The 17,062-nt window shown below is 74.5% G+C and carries 14 protein-coding genes; 4 read left to right on the top strand and 10 right to left on the bottom strand.

All coding sequences use genetic code 11. The features are described from left to right. Positions 1–110: 110 nt before the first annotated feature. The 7 genes from OTB20_RS21450 to OTB20_RS21420 form a co-directional block, all read right to left on the bottom strand. Positions 111–2,261, bottom strand: coding sequence for a caspase family protein (locus OTB20_RS21450; RefSeq protein ID WP_267819770.1), 2,151 nt, complete (start codon positions 2,259–2,261; stop codon positions 111–113). Next, complete coding sequence (locus OTB20_RS21445; protein WP_267819768.1) at positions 2,258–3,508, bottom strand: alpha/beta fold hydrolase; 1,251 nt, start codon at positions 3,506–3,508, stop codon at positions 2,258–2,260. The genes OTB20_RS21450 and OTB20_RS21445 overlap by 4 nt, the downstream gene beginning before the upstream one ends. 220 nt (positions 3,509–3,728) lie before the next feature. Further along, a complete protein-coding gene (gene tsaD, locus OTB20_RS21440; RefSeq protein ID WP_267819888.1) occupies positions 3,729–4,784 on the bottom strand; it encodes a tRNA (adenosine(37)-N6)-threonylcarbamoyltransferase complex transferase subunit TsaD in 1,056 nt (351 codons plus the stop codon). A gap of 93 nt (positions 4,785–4,877) precedes the next feature. Further along, complete coding sequence (locus OTB20_RS21435) at positions 4,878–5,255, bottom strand: VOC family protein (RefSeq protein WP_267819766.1); 378 nt, start codon at positions 5,253–5,255, stop codon at positions 4,878–4,880. 107 nt (positions 5,256–5,362) lie between these two features. Continuing rightward, the gene (locus tag OTB20_RS21430; protein WP_267819763.1) at positions 5,363–6,880 is read right to left on the bottom strand and encodes an NAD(P)/FAD-dependent oxidoreductase; all 1,518 of its coding nucleotides are present in this window, start codon (positions 6,878–6,880) and stop codon (positions 5,363–5,365) included. Between the two features lie 118 nt (positions 6,881–6,998). Beyond that, complete coding sequence (locus OTB20_RS21425) at positions 6,999–8,606, bottom strand: esterase/lipase family protein (RefSeq protein ID WP_267819760.1); 1,608 nt, start codon at positions 8,604–8,606, stop codon at positions 6,999–7,001. Positions 8,607–8,675: 69 nt separating this feature from the next. Continuing rightward, positions 8,676–9,632 (bottom strand): oxidoreductase, encoded by a 957-nt coding sequence (locus OTB20_RS21420; RefSeq protein ID WP_267819758.1) that lies wholly within the window; start codon positions 9,630–9,632, stop codon positions 8,676–8,678. A gap of 255 nt (positions 9,633–9,887) precedes the next feature. Here OTB20_RS21420 and cbiE point away from each other — a divergent pair, with 255 nt between their 5' ends. From cbiE to OTB20_RS21400, 4 genes are read left to right on the top strand one after another with little or no spacing between them, the layout of a single operon-like run. Beyond that, on the top strand, positions 9,888–11,183 hold the full coding sequence (cbiE, locus tag OTB20_RS21415; protein WP_267819756.1) for a precorrin-6y C5,15-methyltransferase (decarboxylating) subunit CbiE: 1,296 nt from the start codon (positions 9,888–9,890) through the stop codon (positions 11,181–11,183). Beyond that, complete coding sequence (cobM, locus tag OTB20_RS21410) at positions 11,180–11,929, top strand: precorrin-4 C(11)-methyltransferase (RefSeq protein ID WP_267761879.1); 750 nt, start codon at positions 11,180–11,182, stop codon at positions 11,927–11,929. Before cbiE ends, cobM begins: the two co-directional genes overlap by 4 nt. Beyond that, positions 11,919–12,695 (top strand): cobalt-precorrin-6A reductase, encoded by a 777-nt coding sequence (locus tag OTB20_RS21405; protein ID WP_267819754.1) that lies wholly within the window; start codon positions 11,919–11,921, stop codon positions 12,693–12,695. Before cobM ends, OTB20_RS21405 begins: the two co-directional genes overlap by 11 nt. 44 nt (positions 12,696–12,739) lie before the next feature. Next, positions 12,740–13,384 (top strand): hypothetical protein, encoded by a 645-nt coding sequence (locus OTB20_RS21400; protein ID WP_267819752.1) that lies wholly within the window; start codon positions 12,740–12,742, stop codon positions 13,382–13,384. Between the two features lie 52 nt (positions 13,385–13,436). Here the strand turns inward: OTB20_RS21400 and OTB20_RS21395 are convergent, their stop codons facing one another. Genes OTB20_RS21395 through OTB20_RS21385 form a run of 3 tightly spaced genes read right to left on the bottom strand, consistent with a single transcriptional unit; the run spans position 13,437 to position 16,920 of the window. After that, a complete protein-coding gene (locus OTB20_RS21395; RefSeq protein WP_267819750.1) occupies positions 13,437–14,948 on the bottom strand; it encodes a precorrin-2 C(20)-methyltransferase in 1,512 nt (503 codons plus the stop codon). Continuing rightward, complete coding sequence (locus OTB20_RS21390; RefSeq protein ID WP_267761887.1) at positions 14,945–15,592, bottom strand: precorrin-8X methylmutase; 648 nt, start codon at positions 15,590–15,592, stop codon at positions 14,945–14,947. Before OTB20_RS21390 ends, OTB20_RS21395 begins: the two co-directional genes overlap by 4 nt. After that, positions 15,589–16,920 carry a cobalamin biosynthesis protein CobG gene (locus OTB20_RS21385; RefSeq protein ID WP_267819748.1) on the bottom strand — a complete coding sequence of 444 codons (1,332 nt, stop codon included), beginning with the start codon at positions 16,918–16,920 and terminating at the stop codon, positions 15,589–15,591. Before OTB20_RS21385 ends, OTB20_RS21390 begins: the two co-directional genes overlap by 4 nt. Positions 16,921–17,062 lie beyond the last annotated feature (142 nt).

Genomic DNA, 17,062 nt, shown 5'->3' with positions numbered 1-17,062 from the left:
TCGCGGTCGGTCGCCGTGAACGGTCGTCGGGATCGGTGCCGGAGTCGGGGTCGGGTTCGATGTCGGGCGCGGGATCGGAGTCGAAGTCGGGGTCGGCGTCGTGAGCGGGTTCAGGCCAGGGACCGGATGGTGAGGGTGTCGTCGGGATCGTCCCACAGGAGGACCAACCGGTCTCCCCCCAATGGCTGTTGGCGATCGCCGTCGGGGGCGCCCGCATTCGCGGCCGCGGCCGCCCGGCGCACGGCGCGTACCCGGGCCGGCAGCGCGAATACGTCGAGTGCGCCGGGTTCCGGCCGTCCGTCCTCGCCGGCCGGCGCCAGCAGACCGAGCAGGCCCGTGGCCCCGCCCGGCCCCGCACGGTCGGCCCCGGGGGGCACGCCGGCGCCCCGGGCCGCGCCCGGGTCCCCGGCCCGGTCGGTGCCGGCCGGGCCGGGGCGGCGCCAGACGGCCACGGGGACACCGCCCTCGAGTACCGCTTCCACCACCAGCGACGTCCGCGCCCCGGCCCGCGTGTGCGCCAGTACGCACGCGGGCGCCGGTTGCGCGCCCAGCTCCATGCCGAGCCCTTCGTCGGCGTCCGCGTCGGTCACCACCCTGACCGCGTCCGCGTGGCGGCCGCCCTGGGCCCACAGCCAGCGCCATTTGCCGCGCCATTCGGCGCCGGTGCGCTCGCGCTCCTGCGGGCAGCGCACCACCACCTGGTAGACCGCTCCGAGTGCCCGGGTCCGCCCGCCCGGGCCGCGCGGGACCGGCCACTGGTCGAAGTCCAGGTCGAGCAGCTCGTACGGCACGTGGAACTCGATCCACTCCACCGCTCCGGACGGCCGCCCGGCCTGTGCGTCCACCCCCAACACCTGGTTGACCTGGCCGAGTTGCCGTACGAGTTCATCCCGTACCGCGTCCAGCCGGACCGGCTCCCCCTCGGACTCCCAGATGTGCTCCGTCGCCTCCCGGCGCAGCCACATCCGGGCCAGGAACCCGTCCTCCCCGTCCGGCGGCGTCTCCAGCCGTACGTGCAGGGCCGTCTTGCGGGGCGGCGGGGGCGGGGGCGGCATTGCGGGCAGGGCCAGGCGTTCGCGGGTGGCGCGCACCCAGTCCCGCAGCCGGGCCGCCCACCGCTCGTCGCCCGCCGCGGCCCGTTCCGCGAGGAAGCGTACGAAGGGCACCGCGAGCGGCATCCCGCCCGGCCCGCCGTGGCGTTCGTCGAGGTCCTGGGCCACCTCCAGCAGCGTGTCGCCTGGCAGGCCACCCTGGGCGGGGGCCGCGCAGCCGGCCGCCTTGAACGCCCACGCGTACGCCTCGTGGGCGCAGCGCGGCAGGTCGCGGTCCTCGAACAGCTCGCCGAGCCCGTCCCAGGCGGCCTGGTCGAGGCGGACCGCGCGGCGCGGCGCCGGTCCGGGCGGCTCGTCGTCGAGGAAGTCGAGGAAGGAGCAGGCGTCCCAGTCGCGGTCCACGACGAACTGCGGGAGCTGCCATCCCTCGCCGCGTTCGCGCAGGCCCCGGAAGGTGCGGTGGATGGAGCGGGCGGTGTCGGCGAGACCGGAGACGGCCTCGCGCACCGAACGTTCGCCGAGTTCGGCGAGGAGCTCCTCGGTGAAGCGGCCCGCGCCGCGTTCGGCGTCGTTCTTCGCGGCCTCGCCCTCGCGGGAGGCGTACAGCCGGAACTGGCGGCGGCCCGGGACGGTGGCGCCGCCGCCGTAGTCGGTGGTGCCGAAGTTCCAGCGGGCGTCGCGGGGTGCGTCTACCCGGCAGGCGTCCACGAGGGCGGCCTGGTAGCGGAAGAGCTCGCGCCCGACGAGGTTGGTGCGCCACCAGCGCAGTGCGGAGTCGAGGTTGAGGTGGCGGATCTGGCCGGGCCGGGCGTCCGCGCAGGGCAGCATCAGTTCACCGCCGCGCGGTTCCACGTAGCCGTGGCCCGCCCAGAAGATGAGCAGTAAATCTCCTTCGCATGAAGGGAGTTCGTCGAGCAGCACCGATTTCACGTTCTCCTCGGTCGCCGGGCGGTGCGTGGTGCGCAAGGCCTCCAGACCGGCGGAGGCCGACCAGTCGAGCGTGTCCGGGTCGTCGAGCGGGGACAGCAACAGCCTTACGTGGCCCGGCGGCACCTCGCCCGGTCCGGTCAGCCAGCGGGAGAACCGCAGGGCGTCGCGGGCCGGGCCGCGCAGGTTCCAGCGGTGGCTGACGGCATAGCTCTCGACCCCGGCGACGAGCGCGAAGGTGCGCGGCCCCAGGGTGGCGGGCAGGAGGTCGAGGGGATTCACCCGATCTCCGCTTCGGCCACCGCCTGTTCGATGCGCGCGTAGAGGGAGTCCTGTTTCCAGTAGGCGCTGTGGCAGGCCGGGAAGGGCTGGCGGCTGTTGATCTCCTGGTCGCTGACGCGCGGGTCGCCGGGGAAGACGGGCTCGGCGAGGTACGAGAGGACGTCCTGGCGGTCGTAGACGTTCAGCCAGCGCGGGAAGGCGTACGGGAGCCTGGTGCCCGGCACGATCCCGGCCAGCGCGCCGAGTTCGTAGAGGAAAGGTGCCTGGGAGCCCACGGTGACGAGGAGTCGGGCACCGGGCACCGGCTCACCGCGGGCTGCCGCGAGGGCGAGGAGGTCCACGAGGGCGATGCCGCCGAGGCTGTGGCCGATGAGTACGGTCGGCCCCGGATCGGCGGTGATCCGCTCGTGCAGGAACGCGCGGAGGTCGGCGCCCCGGGCCTGGTAGCGCAGGATGTCGCCGAGGGCGGGGGTGGCCCCGACAGTGAGGGAGCCGCGCCAGGCGTTGAGCAGTGGCTGGGTGGTGACGCGCATCGCGAGCCGGCCGAGGACGGCGGCGGCGCGGGCGCCGGGGACCCGTGCGTCGCCGCCGAGGCGGGTGGTGATCAGCTCGACGAGGCGGTCGCGTTCGGCTCCGGTGCAGTCGGCCTCGGCGCCGGCCGAGGCGAGTGCGCCGGCGGTCACCGCGCGGGCGAGGGCCTTGGCCAGCTCCCGGGCCTGGGGCTGGCCGGCGGCGCGGGCTCCGGCGCGGGCGGCCTCGGCGGATCGGGAGACGCTCGCCAGTGCGGCGGGGTATCCGGCGGCGAGGCCGGTGCCGAGAAGCAGCGCGGCCTGTTCGCCGCCGTCGGGGACCCCGGAGAGTTCGGCGAACAGTTCCAGTACGCGGTCGCCCGCGGACCGGACGCCGGGCATGGCGAAGCCGTCGTCATCGGCGCCGCCGTCGGCTCCGTCGGCTCCGGTGTCCCAGCCGGCTTCGGCCAGGACCCGCAGCTCGCACAGCGGGTCGGCGAGCAGCAGCCCCCACTCGGCGACCTCCTCGTCGTCCGGGCCGGGGGCTCCGCCGGGGGCGCGCAGCCCGGGCACCGAACGGCCCTGGGCGCTCAGGGTGGCCCCGTACCGTTCCCCCCAGAAGCAGGAGTCGACGCTCGCGTCGGGGAACCGGGCGGTCAGCCGGTCCCGGACCAGGGCGAAGAGGGTGTCGTGCCGCTCGCGCCGCACCCCCGTGCCGTGCACAAACAGAAATCGCATCGCGGCTCCGCCCCCTCGCACAGTCGTCCCCCGCTCGGCACGATAGCGGCGCGCGGCGATCACGGTCCCTGGAACGGCGAGTTCGGCCGGGCCCGGGTGCGCTCCGGGCTCGAGGTGCCGGACACCGGGACCCGGACCGCGGTGGTGGAGGAGGCCGCGGGCGGGGAGGCGGCGACGGTGCGGATGGGGCCGTCGACGTAGGGCCAGGGGTGAGTGGGGGCTAGACCCTGGCCATTGGGTTGAGGGAGGCGTACTCCAGGGGCGCCGACGGGTCGATGGTCAGCTGGTGCGGGGCGGGTTCCACGCCGGCCCGCACCAGCAGGTCGCCGATGGCGGCGATCATCGCCCCGTTGTCCGTGCAGAGCGTCATCGGCGGCACCCGCAGCTCGATCCCGGCGGAGGCGCAGCGGTGCTCCGCGAGCTCACGGACCCGGGAGTTGGCGGCCACCCCGCCGACCACCACCAGCGTCTTCACCTCGTACTCCTTGCAGGCCGCGACCGCCTTGCGGGTCAGCACGTCGGCCACCGCCTCCTGGAGGGAGGCCGCTCCGTCGGCGACGGGCGGCTCCTCACCGCGCAGGCGGTGGCTCTCGGCCCATCGGGCGGCGGCCGTCTTGAGGCCCGAGAAGGAGAAGGAGCAGGCGTACGGGTCCCCCTTGCCCCGTCCGGTGGTCAGCGGGCGGGGGAAGGAGACGGCCTCGGGGTTGCCGCCCCGGGCGGCGCGGTCGATGGCCGGACCGCCCGGGTAGGGCAGGCCGAGGACGCGGGCGACTTTGTCGAAGCACTCGCCGGCGGCGTCGTCGAGGGTGTCGCCGAGGTGCAGGATGGGCTCGCGCACCAGGTCGCGCACCAGGAGCAGGGAGGTGTGGCCGCCGGAGACGATCAGCACCATGCAGGGCTCGGGCAGCGGCCCGTGCTCGAGGGTGTCGGCGGCGACGTGGCCGGCCAGGTGGTGGACCCCGTAGAGCGGCAGGCCGAGTGCGTAGGCGAGGGTCTTGGCGCCGGCCAGCCCGACCTGGAGGGCGCCGGAGAGGCCGGGGCCGGTGGTGACGGCGATCGCGTCGAGCTGGTCCGCGCGGAGCCCCGCCCGGTCGAGGGCCTGACGGACGACGGGGTTGAAGGAGTGCAGGTGGGCGCGGGCCGCGATCTCGGGCACGACGCCCCCGAAGCGGGCGTGCTCGTCCATGCTGGAGGCGACGACGTGCGCGAGCAGCCGCCCGCCCCGCACGATCCCCGCACCCGTCTCATCACACGAAGACTCGATCCCGAGCACCACCGGAGACCCCGTCACACCGCCACCCTCACCCTTATTGCGCACTATTCGCAATAAGGGTACCGGCCGGTCGCGGCCGGACGCCCGCCCCGCCCGTCAGTGGCGCACCAGGCAGAAGGGGTGCCCGGCGGGATCGACGTAGACCCGCCAGCCCTCGGCGGCCCGGTCCCCGTCCAGCTGGGTCGCGCCACAGGCCAGCACCTGCGCGTGCGCCCGGTCCAGGTCCGCCACGGCGAAGTCGAGGTGGAGCTGCTGGGGGCGGGCCGGGTCCGGCCACCGGGGCGGACGGTGGTCCTCGGCGTACTGGAACGCGAGCACCGCGCCGGCCGGGGTGTGCAGGGTCGCCCAGCTCGCGTCGGTCGCCCAGCGCCGGTCCGGCCGGTTGACCTCGCCGCCGGCCAGGGAACGGTAGAACTCGGCCAGCGCCGCCGGGTCGGGGCAGTCCAGCACCACGCACTGCATCTCAGCGATCATGGACCGATCCTAGGCACCAGGCCGCACCGGGGCGTGGCAGGACGGGAGCGCCGCATGCCGTTCCACGGGGCCGTACGGGGCTTCGCGCCGCATGCCCCCCCGCCGGGCTAGCCGACGGCCGGCGGCCGGTTCTGCGCCCGCGCCACCGGCGGCCCGTGGTGCGACGGGTAGTCGGTGGTGTGCGGGGCGGTGGGCAGCCCCCGCTTGGACAGGACACGGACCATCGTGACGGGGTCGAGCAGGGTGCCCGGCGGGCTGGTCAGCGACAGCACTCCGAAGAAGCGGGAGGCGATCGCCGGGTCGGTGTTCGCGGCCACCATCACCCGGGACATGTAGCTCTGCAGGATCCGCGTGGCCCGGTCCGGCGGCGGCCCTTCCGTCACCGGGTACCGCATGTCCTCGCTGGTGGCGATCTGCCAGGGCACGGCGGCCACCGCGGTGGTCCGCCGCTGGATCCGGCGGGAGGCCGCGGAGATCTCCTCGGGGTTCAGGGTGCGGATCTCCTTGGCCAGGGCCTCCGCGGCGAGCGCGGCGACCGTCATCCCGTGCCCGTACACGGGGTTGAACCGGCAGACGGCGTCACCGAGGACCACGAACCCGGCCGGCCAGCGCTCCAGGCGCTCGTAGTGGCGCCATTCGTTCGCCGTATTGCGGAATGCGGTGGGTGCGGACAGCGGGGTCGCGTCCCGGATGGCGTCGTACAGGGCCGGGCTGCGCAGGCTCCGGGCGAACGGCAGGAACTCCTCCTCCCGTACGGACGGGGCGTGCTCGCCGTTGCCGACGAGGGTCACCAGCCAGCGGTCAGCGTCCAGCGGCATCAGCACTCCGCCGCGCGGGAGCTCCGGCCGGCCCTGTACGTACATGCCCTGCCAGCGCCGGCCCGGATCGTCCGGGATCTCGAAGTAGCGGCTGGAGTAGCCGAGATGGGAGTCGCAGCGGGTGACCTCGGGCGCCGGGTGGCCGAGCTCGGCGAGCCAGGCGGGGGCCTTCGAGGTGCGGCCGGTCGCGTCGACGACGAGGCGTGCGGCCAGCCGCTCGCCGCCGCGCAGTTCCACTCCGGTCACCGTGCGGCCGCCCGGCCCGGCCGCGAGTCCGGCGGCCGCCTCACCGGACCGGACCCGGATGCGTGGGTTGCGGAGCACTTCCTGGCGTACGGCCTGGTCGAGCAATTCCCTGCTGGCGAGGAGGACTCTGGCTCCGGACACCGGCCCGAACCAGTCGGCCGGGCTGAGCCAGAGGAAGTCGCGCGGGGAGTCGTAGAGGCCCGCCCCCGCGGCCACCAGCTTGTCGGTGATGCCCGGCAGCATCAGCTCGATCAGCTCGACACCCCGCGACCACAGGACGTGCGCGTGCCGGGACTGCGGGATTCCCGGCCGGAACACCGGTTCGCCCTGCGGCAGTTCGTCCCGCTCGATCATGGTGACCCGGGAGAACCGCCGCGCGAGCACCCGCGCGGCCAGTAGCCCGGCCAGGCCGGCGCCGAGGACCACGGCGTGGTCCCCGGCATGGTCCCCGGCGCGCCCGCCGGCCCGGTCCCCGGCCTGCGAACCGGCCTGCGAACCGGCGTACGAGTCGGCGTGCGAGTCGGTCGTGCGTGGGTGGTTGTCCGTTGCGTCGTCGTCCATGCCGCCGAGTGTGGTGCGGACGGACCGGCCCGGTCAGGGCCCGGACGGGGCGCCCGGAGGCTTACCGGGGGCGGACGGGCTCATACCGGGGCGCGCCCCCCGGCGGACCGCCGCCGGATCAGGGGCAGAGGGCGGTCCAGGTGACCTTCACGTGACCGCCGTCGTCCCCGCGGAACTCGCTCGTACGGGTTCCTGGTTGATCGGTGTACGGGTCCCAGGCCACCGTGCCCCGGGCGGCCAGGTCGTCGGCCGAGGAGGCGTCGTAGTCCCAGAGGAAGACGCCGATCTCGAACGGGCCCGGCCCGTACGTCGTCCCCGAACCGACGCGCTGGTAGAAGTACGGGTCGGGGTTGGTGCGGTTGCCCTGGTTGGGGAAGGTCGACGGGTCCGAGGCGGAGCGCGACCACACGGCGGTGCGCGTGCCGTCACCGGTGCGGACCGCGATGTCCCCGTAGAGCGCGGGGCGGGTCGTGCCATCGTCGAAGTAGGTCAACTCCGCCTGGTCCACCCGGATCCGGCAGACGGGAACGCCCTGCGCCGGGGTGACGGTGTAGGTGACGGAGACCTCGCCGCCGTCCACGCCGGACATCTTGGCGGTGAACCGGCCGAAGCCGAGGGCCGGGTCCCAGTGGACGCGGCCGGCGGCCATCACGTCGTCGTTGTTCCCGGCGGTGTAGTCGGCGTCGGTGAGGTGGGCGGTGACGGTCGCCCGGCCGGTGAAGACCTGACTCCGGGTGGAGTCGTCGAGGCCGAACCAGGGGTCGTGGTCGGGGAATGCGGTGGCGCCCGACCGGTCGCGATGCCAGAGGGAGCGGGCGGTCCCGTCGGTGGTGAGGGTGAGACCGTCGTAGAGCTCGGGGCCGTTCTCACCGCCGGAAGTGAAGCGGGCCGAGTCGACGGTGATCCGGAACGGGCCGGTCTTCAGGTCGACTTGGCTGACCGGGTCCTTGGAGAACTCGGCGACGATCTGCCGGCGGATCCAGTCGTTGCCGAGCAGACCGTAGTGCGCGGGGCAGCCGCTGTCGCCCACCGGCAGGACGTGGTTGACGGCTCCGGCCAGTTCGGTGGAGCGCGGAGCGCGGCTGTCACCGGGCGGGATCTGCTGGTCGCAGGTGGAGCTGAAGGTGGTGTAGCGGGTGGCGCCCGGGGTTTCGTCGCCCGCGTTGAGGGAGTTCAGGAACGGGCTGCCAGGGGTCATGTCGGCGAGCGAGGCCGCGTGGATGTCGCAGAAGGTGGCGAAGGGTCCACAGGGCGCGGCGTCCCCGGCCCCGTGGTTGGGGCCGCCGAGTGAGACCCAGGCGCGGACCCGGGAACTCCCGCCGTCCTTGAGGTACTTGCGGGTGAGAAGCGAGCCCATGCTGTGGGCGATCACGTCGACCGGGCGGCTGGCGAACCGCTCGGTGAGGAAGGCTCCGAAGCGGGCTGCGTTGGAGTCGTTGGTGGCGGCCCAGTCGTAGCCGAACTCCGCGAGGTCGCTGGAGAGCCAGCCCTGGGAGTGCAGGTAGTCCTCCAGCCCGTCGAGGGAGGCCGCGGTGTCCCCGAAGCCGTGCACGAGGACGACCGGCGTACGGAGTTCCGCGCGGGCGGCTGCCTGCGCGGCCACCCGGGCGGCGGCCCGCGCCGGCGGGGCGGCGAGGACGGTGGCGAGGAGGGCGGCAAGGAGGGCGGCGACCGTGCCGATGAGCATCGAGAACAGCAGGGGCACGGGCAGGGCGGATCTGCGCATGGCTCTCCCAGGGGGATGCGGCCCGACAGCCTGAAGTGACTGGCGAGTAGCAAGTTAGCCCGCGGGGATTCAGCGCGATAGAGACGTGTACGAGACTCCGGTGAGCTTTTCGGAGGCCGCCCAGAGCCGTTCGCCGGACTTGTCGTCCAGGGTCCATTTCGCCCGCCGGGAACGGGCGGGCGCCCCGCGCCAGCCGAGCCGGGGGCCGATGAACTCGTCAGGCAGGACTCCGGGTGCGGTGGCCGCGTACAGGGTGGGCAGCGCGCCGGCGGCGGCGGACTGGGCGATGAGGGTGTTGCCGACCGCGTTCCCGAAGGTGGTGGCGGCGACGGCGATCCGCGAAGTGAGCGTGGTGCCCGACTGCGGGGTCGCCCCGACGTGCAGATTGGTCGAGGCGTAGCCGGGGTGGGCGGCGGCCGGGACGATCCCGGAGCCGGCGGCCGCCAGGCGGCGGGCGAGCTCATGGGTGAAGAGCAGGTTCGCGGACTTGGAGCGGCCGTAGGCGATCCATCGGCGGTAGCTGCGCTCGCCGTTCAGGTCCTCGTGGTCCACATCCCCGAGAGCGTGGAAACTGCTGGAGAGGTTCACGATCCGGGCCCCGGGCGGGGCGGCGAGCAGCCGCGGCAGGAGCAGTCCGGTGAGGGCGAAGTGGCCGAGGTGGTTGACCCCGAACTGGGTCTCGAACCCGTCGGCGGTCCGCCCGTACGGCAGGGCCATCACGCCGGCGTTGTTGACGAGGAGTTCCAGGGTGGCGTGGCGCCGCCCATAGGCCTGCGCGAACTCACTCACGGTGGTCAGGTCCGCGAGGTCCAGCGGCATGAACTCCACATCCGCGTCGGGTACTTCGGCGCGGAGTTGAACCTCGGCGGCCCGGCCTCGGGCCGCGCTGCGGCAGGCCAGTACCACTGAGGCGCCGCGGCGTGCGAGTTCGCGGGCGGCGGCGTAACCGATTCCGCTGTTGCCCCCTGTGACGACGGCCGTGCGGCCGCTCTGGTCCGGTATCCCAGTGGCCTTCCAACCCGCCATGCCAGCTCCTCCCGCCTCCCGGCCTGCCCCTACGGCCCTCCGGCCGTCGCACCCTACTCCCGCGTAGCCCGCCCCAGCCCGCCTGGCCGCGGCTACGGGTGTGCCGCTGCGCGGGACCGAGGTCCCCTGCCCTCCCCCAGACTCCGTCCGGGGGGACCCCCGGTTCCACCGTTCCCCGGGCCCTGCCCCCCGGGGCCCCCGGGGGGCCCAGTAGGCTGCGGGTCCACCCCGCTTCCGTACCCCGAGGTCCACGCAGTGAGCTCCGCACCACCACCGCGCCCCGTACCCGTGTCGGTCGTCGGCCTCGGCGCCGACGGCTGGGGCGGGCTGACCGCACCCGCCCGGGCCGCGCTGGCCGGGGCGGAGGTGCTGATCGGCGGGCCCCGGCAGCTGGACCTGCTCCCCCGCGAGGCATGCGGCGGCGTCCGTGTGGCGTGGCCGAGCCCGTTGCGCCCGGCCGTGCCGAAGCTGATGGCGGAGCACGCGGGCCGCCGGATCGCGGTGCTGGCCAGCGGCGACCCGATGTTCTACGGGATCGGCCGCGCGCTGTCCGAGGAGCTCGGGCCCGGCGCCCTGCACGTACTGCCGCATCCTTCCTCCGTGTCGTACGCCTGCGCCCGCCTCGGCTGGCCCGTGGAGGACACCGAGGTGGTCACCGTGGTCGGCCGTCCGGTGGCCCGGCTCGGGGCCGCGCTGTACGAGGGCCGGCGGGTGCTGGTGCTGAGTTCCGGAGCAGCGGCACCGAACGAGATCGCTGCTCTGCTTCGAGAGCGGGGCTTCGGCCCCAGCCGGATGCGGGTCCTGGAACAGCTCGGCTCCGAGCACGAGGACGCGTACGAGGGCCTCGCCCAGAGCTGGGAGCACCCGCCCGGCGACCCCCTCAACGTGGTCGCCGTCGACTGCCGGCGCGACTCCCGTGGCTCCGTGCCCCGGCTCGGTGCGACCCCCGGCCTGCCCGACGCCGCCTACGAGCACGACGGCCAGCTCACCAAGCGCCACGTCCGCGCCGCCACCCTGTGCGCGCTCGCTCCCGCCCCCGGCGAACTGCTGTGGGACATCGGCGGCGGCTCCGGCTCCATCGGCATCGAGTGGATGCGTACGCACCCGTCCTGCCGGGCCGTGACCGTCGAGCGGGTGACGGAGCGGGCCGCGCGGATCACCCGTAACGCCGCCGCGCTCGGCGTGCCCGGCCTGCGCGTGGTCACCGGCGCCGCTCCGGAGGCGCTCACCGGGCTGCCCGCACCCGATGCGGTGTTCATCGGCGGCGGCCTGACCGCGCCGGGCCTGCTCGACGCGGCCTGGGAGGCGCTGGCCCCGGGCGGCCGGCTCGTGGTCAACACCGTCACGCTGGAGTCGGAGGCGGTCCTCACCGACCGCTACCGGCGCCACGGCGGCGAACTGGTGAAACTGGCCGTCGCGCACGCCGTGCCGGTCGGCGGTTTCACGGGCTGGCGCCAGGCGATGCCCGTCACCCAGTGGTCGGTCACCAAGCCCCATCCCGCAGAAGCCGAACAGCCCGAAGAGCCCGAAATGGTGGATCAGACGATATGACCGTGTACTTCATCGGTGCGGGCCCCGGCGCCGCCGACCTGATCACGGTGCGCGGCGCCCGGACCCTTGCCGCGGCCCCCGTCTGCCTGTACGCGGGCAGCCTGGTCCCCCGCGAGCTGCTCGCCGAATGCCCGCCGGACGCCCGCCTGGTCGACACCGCCCAGCTGAACCTGGACGAGATCATCGCCGAGTGCGTACGCGCGCACGCGGCCGGCCAGGACGTGGCGCGGCTCCACTCCGGCGACCCCTCCATCTTCAGCGCGGTGGCGGAGCAGATGCGGCGGCTCGACGCGGCCGGCATCCCGTACGAGGTGGTACCCGGCGTCCCCGCCTTCGCCGCGGCGGCCGCCGCGCTGAAGCGGGAGCTGACCGTCCCCACCGTCGGCCAGACCGTGATCCTGACCCGGATCGCCCAGCAGGCCACGCCGATGCCGCCCGGCGAGGACCTCGCCACGCTGGGCCGCAGCGGGGCGCTGCTGGTGCTGCACCTGGCCACCCGCTACGTCGACCGGGTCGTGGACGAACTGCTGCCGCACTACGGGGCCGAGTGCCCGGTGGCGGTGGTCGCGATGGCCAGCCGCCCCGACGAGCTGATCCTGCGCGGGACGCTGGCCGACATCGCCGCCCAGGTGAAGGGGGCCGGACTCGTCCGCACCGCGGTCATCCTGGTGGGCCGCACCCTGGGCGCCGAGCAGTTCCGCGACAGCCACCTGTACTCCGCCGAGCGTGACCGGCATGAGTGCTGATCCGGTCGGCCGCCGCCGTCCGCACGTCCTGATCCTCGGCGGCACCACGGAGGCCCGCCGCCTGGCGGAGGCCCTCGCCGCCGGGAAAGGCGCCCCGTACCGGGTGACCACCTCGCTGGCCGGCCGGGTCGCCGCCCCGGTACTCCCTCCCGGCGAGACCCGCATCGGCGGCTTCGGCGGCCCTACCGGACTGGCGGCCTGGATCGCCGCCCACCACGTCACCCACCTGGTCGACGCCACGCACCCCTTCGCGGAGCGGATGAGCTTCAACGCGGCCGAAGCGGCGGCCCTTTCGGGCGTCCCGCTGCTCTCCCTGCGCCGGCCCGGCTGGCGCCCGGGCCCCGAGGACGACTGGCACTTCGCGGACTCCTTGGCCGAGGCGGCCACGTTGCTCCCCGCCCTCGGCTCCCGCGTCTTCCTGACCACCGGCCGCATGGGCCTGCACACCTTCGCGCACCTCACCGAGCCCTGGTTCCTGGTGCGTTCGGTGGACCCGCCCGAGGGGGCCACGCCCCCGCGCCTCGAAATCCTCCTCGCCCGCGGCCCGTTCACCCTCGACGACGAACGCGAGCTGCTCGCCCGCCACCGCATCGACGTCCTGGTCACCAAGGACAGCGGCGGCTCGGCCACCGCGCCCAAGCTCACCGCGGCCCGCGAGGCCGGCATCCCGGTACTGGTCGTGCGACGACCGGCGGTGCCGGAAGGAGTCACGGTGGCGGAGTCCGTGGCGGCGGCGCTGGATCGGCTGGCAGGGCCCCTGCCGTAGGAGCACTCCCGGCACTGTCGCAGGGGTCGTCTAGCGTTCTCGGCATGAGCGCCACCACCCTGATGATCCACAGCGGCTCCGCCGCGCCCGACGCCCTGGTCACCCGCATCGGCGGCCTCCCGCTGGCGCCCGCCGGAACCCGGTGGCCCACCTGTACGGCCTGCGCCGGGCCCCTCCGGTTCATAGTTCAGATGGTCCTCGACGGCGAGCGCGGAGTCCTCTCCGTCTTCATGTGCGCGAACGACCCGGGCATGTGCGAGGAGTGGAGCGCCCAGGCCGGCGGCAACCGGGCGTACCTCTTCCCTGCGACCGGGCTGGTGCCGGTACCGCTGCCCGCGCTCCCCTCCACAGTGGACGGGGACGACGAAGAGGACCCCCGGCAGCTCGGGGCGGTCCGTACCGTCGAGATCGTGGCGACGGCGGATCCGGACTACTGGTCCGCCTCCCAGGCCTGGTCCGCTCAGAGCGGGCGTTCGACGCAAGAGGTGCTCGGCCAGCTCGGCGGCGCACCCGACTGGCTCCAGCACGACGAGACGCCCGATTGCCCCGGCTGCGGCTCCCCGATGGGATTCGTCACCCAGCTGGAGGAGGGTCCTGACCACCTCACCGCCCCCAACTTCGGCTCCGGCAGCGCCTACGCGCATGCCTGCGAACCCTGTGGCCGGGCGGCGTTCCTCTGGCAGTGCTGACCGCGGATGCACGAGCGGCCGGGGCGGGGCGTCGCCGCCCCGCCCCGTCCGGTCAGGCCTCCGGGTAGCGGCGAGGGGTCCAGGTCACCCTGGTGCCGTCGCCGCGCTCGGTGACCTGTGTCTGCGAGGAACCGATCAGCAGCAGGGTCCGCATGTCCACCTCGGACGGCTCCAGCGTGGCCAGCGTGACGATGCGGACCGACTGCTCGGGCCCGCCCACGTCGCGCGCGATCACGACCGGAGTCTGCGGCGCGCGCAGCTCCAGCAGCAGGTCCCGGGCCTTCTCCACCTGCCAGGTCCGGCTGCGCGAGCCCGGGTTGTACAGGGCGAGGACCAGGTCGGCGCGGGCGGCGGCGGTCAGTCGCTCGGCGATGACGTCCCAGGGCTTGAGGCGGTCCGAGAGGGAGATGGTCGCGTAGTCGTGGCCGAGCGGGGCGCCGGCCGCGGCCGCCGCCGCGTTGGCGGCCGTCACGCCGGGCAGTACCCGTACCGGGACGTCGCGGTAGAGGTCCTGCGCGGCCACCTCCAGGACGGCGGTGGCCATGGCGAAGACCCCGGGGTCGCCGCCGGAGACCACGGCGACCCGCTTGCCGCGCCGGGCGAGGTCGAGCGCGAACTCGGCGCGCTCGGACTCGACCTTGTTGTCCGAGCCGTGCCGTGACTGGCCCGGCTTGACCGGAACCCGGTCCAGGTAGGTCGTGTACCCGACCAGCACCTCGGCGTCGGCCAGCACGCGGCGCGTCTCGGGGGTCAGCCACAGGGGGCCGGCCGGGCCGGTGCCCACGACGGCGACCTGGCCCGGTCCGGACGGCACGCTGCCGGGGTTCCCGATCCGGCTGGGCACCACGGCGACGGCGAAGTAGGGGACGGAGTCGGGGTCGGTGTCCGCGAGGACGCCGGTCCGCTCCCCCGCCATCGTCGCGCGCTCCACGTACCGCGCCTCGGCGAGCCGGCCGCTGTTCTCCATGGCCCGCCGTACGGCGGGGAAGGTGCGGCCGAGTTTCATCACGACCGCCGAGTCGGTGGCGGCGAGGCGGGCGGTGAGCTCCTCCTCGGGGAGGGTGCCGGGCAGGATCGTCAGCACCTCCTCGCCCTCCACGAGGGGGGTGCCGAGCCGCGCGGCGGCGGCGCTCACCGAGGTCACCCCGGGGATCACCTCGGCCTCGTACCGGTCGGCGAGCCGTTTGTGCATGTGCATGTACGAGCCGTAGAAGAGCGGGTCGCCCTCCGCGAGCACGGCGACGGTCAGGCCCGCGTCCAGGTGGACGGCGAGCCGGGCGGCGGAGGCTTCGTAGAACTCCTCCATCGCACCCTGGTAGCCGCCGGGGTGGTCGGTGGTCTCGGTGGTGACCGGGTAGACCAGCGGTTCCTCGACGTGGTCGGCGCGCAGGTGCTTCGCGGCGATGGAGCGGGCGATGGAGCGGCCGTGCCGGGCGGAGTGGTAGGCGACCACGTGGGCCTCGGCGATCACCTCTACGGCGCGCAGCGTCATCAGCGACGGGTCGCCGGGCCCGAGCCCGACCCCGTACAGCTTTCCGGTGGTTCCCGCGTTCCCGGTGCTCATTCGGCCACGCTCGCGATGGCGTTGACGGCGGCCGCGGCCATGGCGCTGCCGCCGCGCCGGCCCCTGATGATCAAGTGGTCGAGCGCGGAGGGGTGTTCGGCCAGGGCGTCCTTGGACTCCGCGGCGCCGATGAACCCGACGGGGACCCCGATGACCGCGGCGGGGCGCGGGGCGCCCTCCTCGATCATCTCCAGCAGCCGGAAGAGCGCGGTCGGCGCGTTGCCGACGGCGATCACCGCTCCCTCCAACAGGCCCCGGTCCCGCCAGACTTCGAGGGCGGCGGCGCTGCGCGTCGTGCCCATCTTCGCGGCGAGCTCCGGCACGGCCGGGTCGGAGAGGGTGCAGATCACCTCGTTGTCGGCGGGCAGCCGCTTGCGGGTGACTCCGCTGGCGACCATCTGCACGTCGCACAGGACCGGCGCTCCCGCCTCCAGGGCGGCGCGTGCCCGCAGGACGACGTCGGGCGTGTAGCCCAGGTCCCGCGTCAGGTCGGTCATGCCGCAGGCGTGAATCATGCGCACCGCGACCTGGGCGACCGAGGCGGGCAGCCCGGACAGGTCCGCCTCGGCGCGGATCGTGGCAAAGGACTGGCGGTAGATCTCGGCGCCGTCCTTCTCGTACTCGAACACGGTGTACTCGCTCATTTCTTCACTGCGTCTTCGGACAATCGGGGTTGGCTGCGTGCGTCGGCCACGGCCGCCGCAAGTTCGTTGGACGGCACCGGGCGTCCGTCGAGCCGGTACCCGTCGGGGGTGGCTACGAGGTCGACCCACGCGGTGCCCCGTGGGTGACCGCACCTGCGCTCGCACCCGGACCAGTGCACGGGCGCGCCCGCAGGCCCGGCCGGCGCCTCCACGGGCGTGTCCACGACCGCCCGCGCATCGGCGCGCACGTCGGACAGCGCTTTGGCACAACCGGGCCGCCCCGTACAGGCGGTGACGGACTCCCAGGGGCCGTCGGGCGCGACGGACAGGCCGGCTGACTCGAGCTGCGCGTAGCCGTCGACCGGCCGCCGGGTGCTCGCGCGGGGCAGCACGATGCTCCGCCACGGAGTGATCCGCAGCTCACCGGCGCCTTCACCTTCCGCGCCGGCATCCGCGACCCGCACCAGCACCCGCCACTGGCCCGTCGTGAGCCGGCCGAGCGGGGGAAGTACGCACAGGGGTGTCCGGTCGCCGGCGCCGGGGCCCCACGGCCGCGGCGGCGGCGCGTAGGGCCAGGCCACCTCGGCGACGGGGGTCGCCGCGATGCCGGCGGCGGCCAGTCGCAGCGTGAACTCCCCTGATTCCAGGGCGTGTACGGCGGGCAGTTCGGACACCCGCCAGGCGCGGGTGCCGGCGGCGTCCGCCGAGTCGAGGAAGTACTCGGCCGCGACCAGCGCCGCCCGGGGGGCGTCCGGGGCGTCCACCTCGACGGCGTCGCAAGCCGCGCCGAGCCGGATCAGCGCCCGGCCCTGCGGCCTGCCGAGGACGGTGACGTCGGGGTCGAGCGCGCATACGTCGCCGCGCCCGTCGTCGACGGCGAAGAGGAACCGTCCGGACAGGGCCGCCGCCCGTGTGCTCGCGCAGAGCAGCCGGTCCAATTCCCTTACCCAGGGAGTCACATGGGGTCGGTCGGGGCTCAGGATCCCGGACATCGGAGTCGCCACGATGTTCCGTACCCGCTCGTGCCCGGGGGCGGGCAGCAGCCCGGCCCCGTCCAGCAGCTCCGCCAGCTCCGCGCCGCAACCGTCGGCGAGACCGCGCAGCTGCACGTTCCCGCGCGAGGTGAGCTCAAGGTGCCCGTCCCCGAACCGGTCGGCGGCCAGCGCCAGTACCGAGGCCTGCCCGGCGGTCAGCAGACCCCCCGGAATCCGGACCCGCGCCAGGTACCCGTCGTCGGCGGCATGCAGGCGCAGCGCGCCGGGGCAGGCGTCGCCGCGATCCCGTATGACGGGTTCGTCCCGCGCTGTGGCGGAGGGGGGCGTGGGCATGGCGGCGAGCATACCCACGATTCTCCGCCCGCCCCCTGTGTCGATCACCACCCCGATCCGGCCACACCCGGCCGCATCCCCGCCCGCCCCTCCAGCCCCGACCGCCCCCGCCCACTCCGCAAACCGCCGACCCGTACCCACC

The organism is Streptomyces sp. H27-H1 (genome assembly GCF_026627445.1).
Lineage (GTDB): Bacteria > Actinomycetota > Actinomycetes > Streptomycetales > Streptomycetaceae > Streptomyces.
This window is presented reverse-complemented; position numbering and strand designations above follow the sequence as displayed.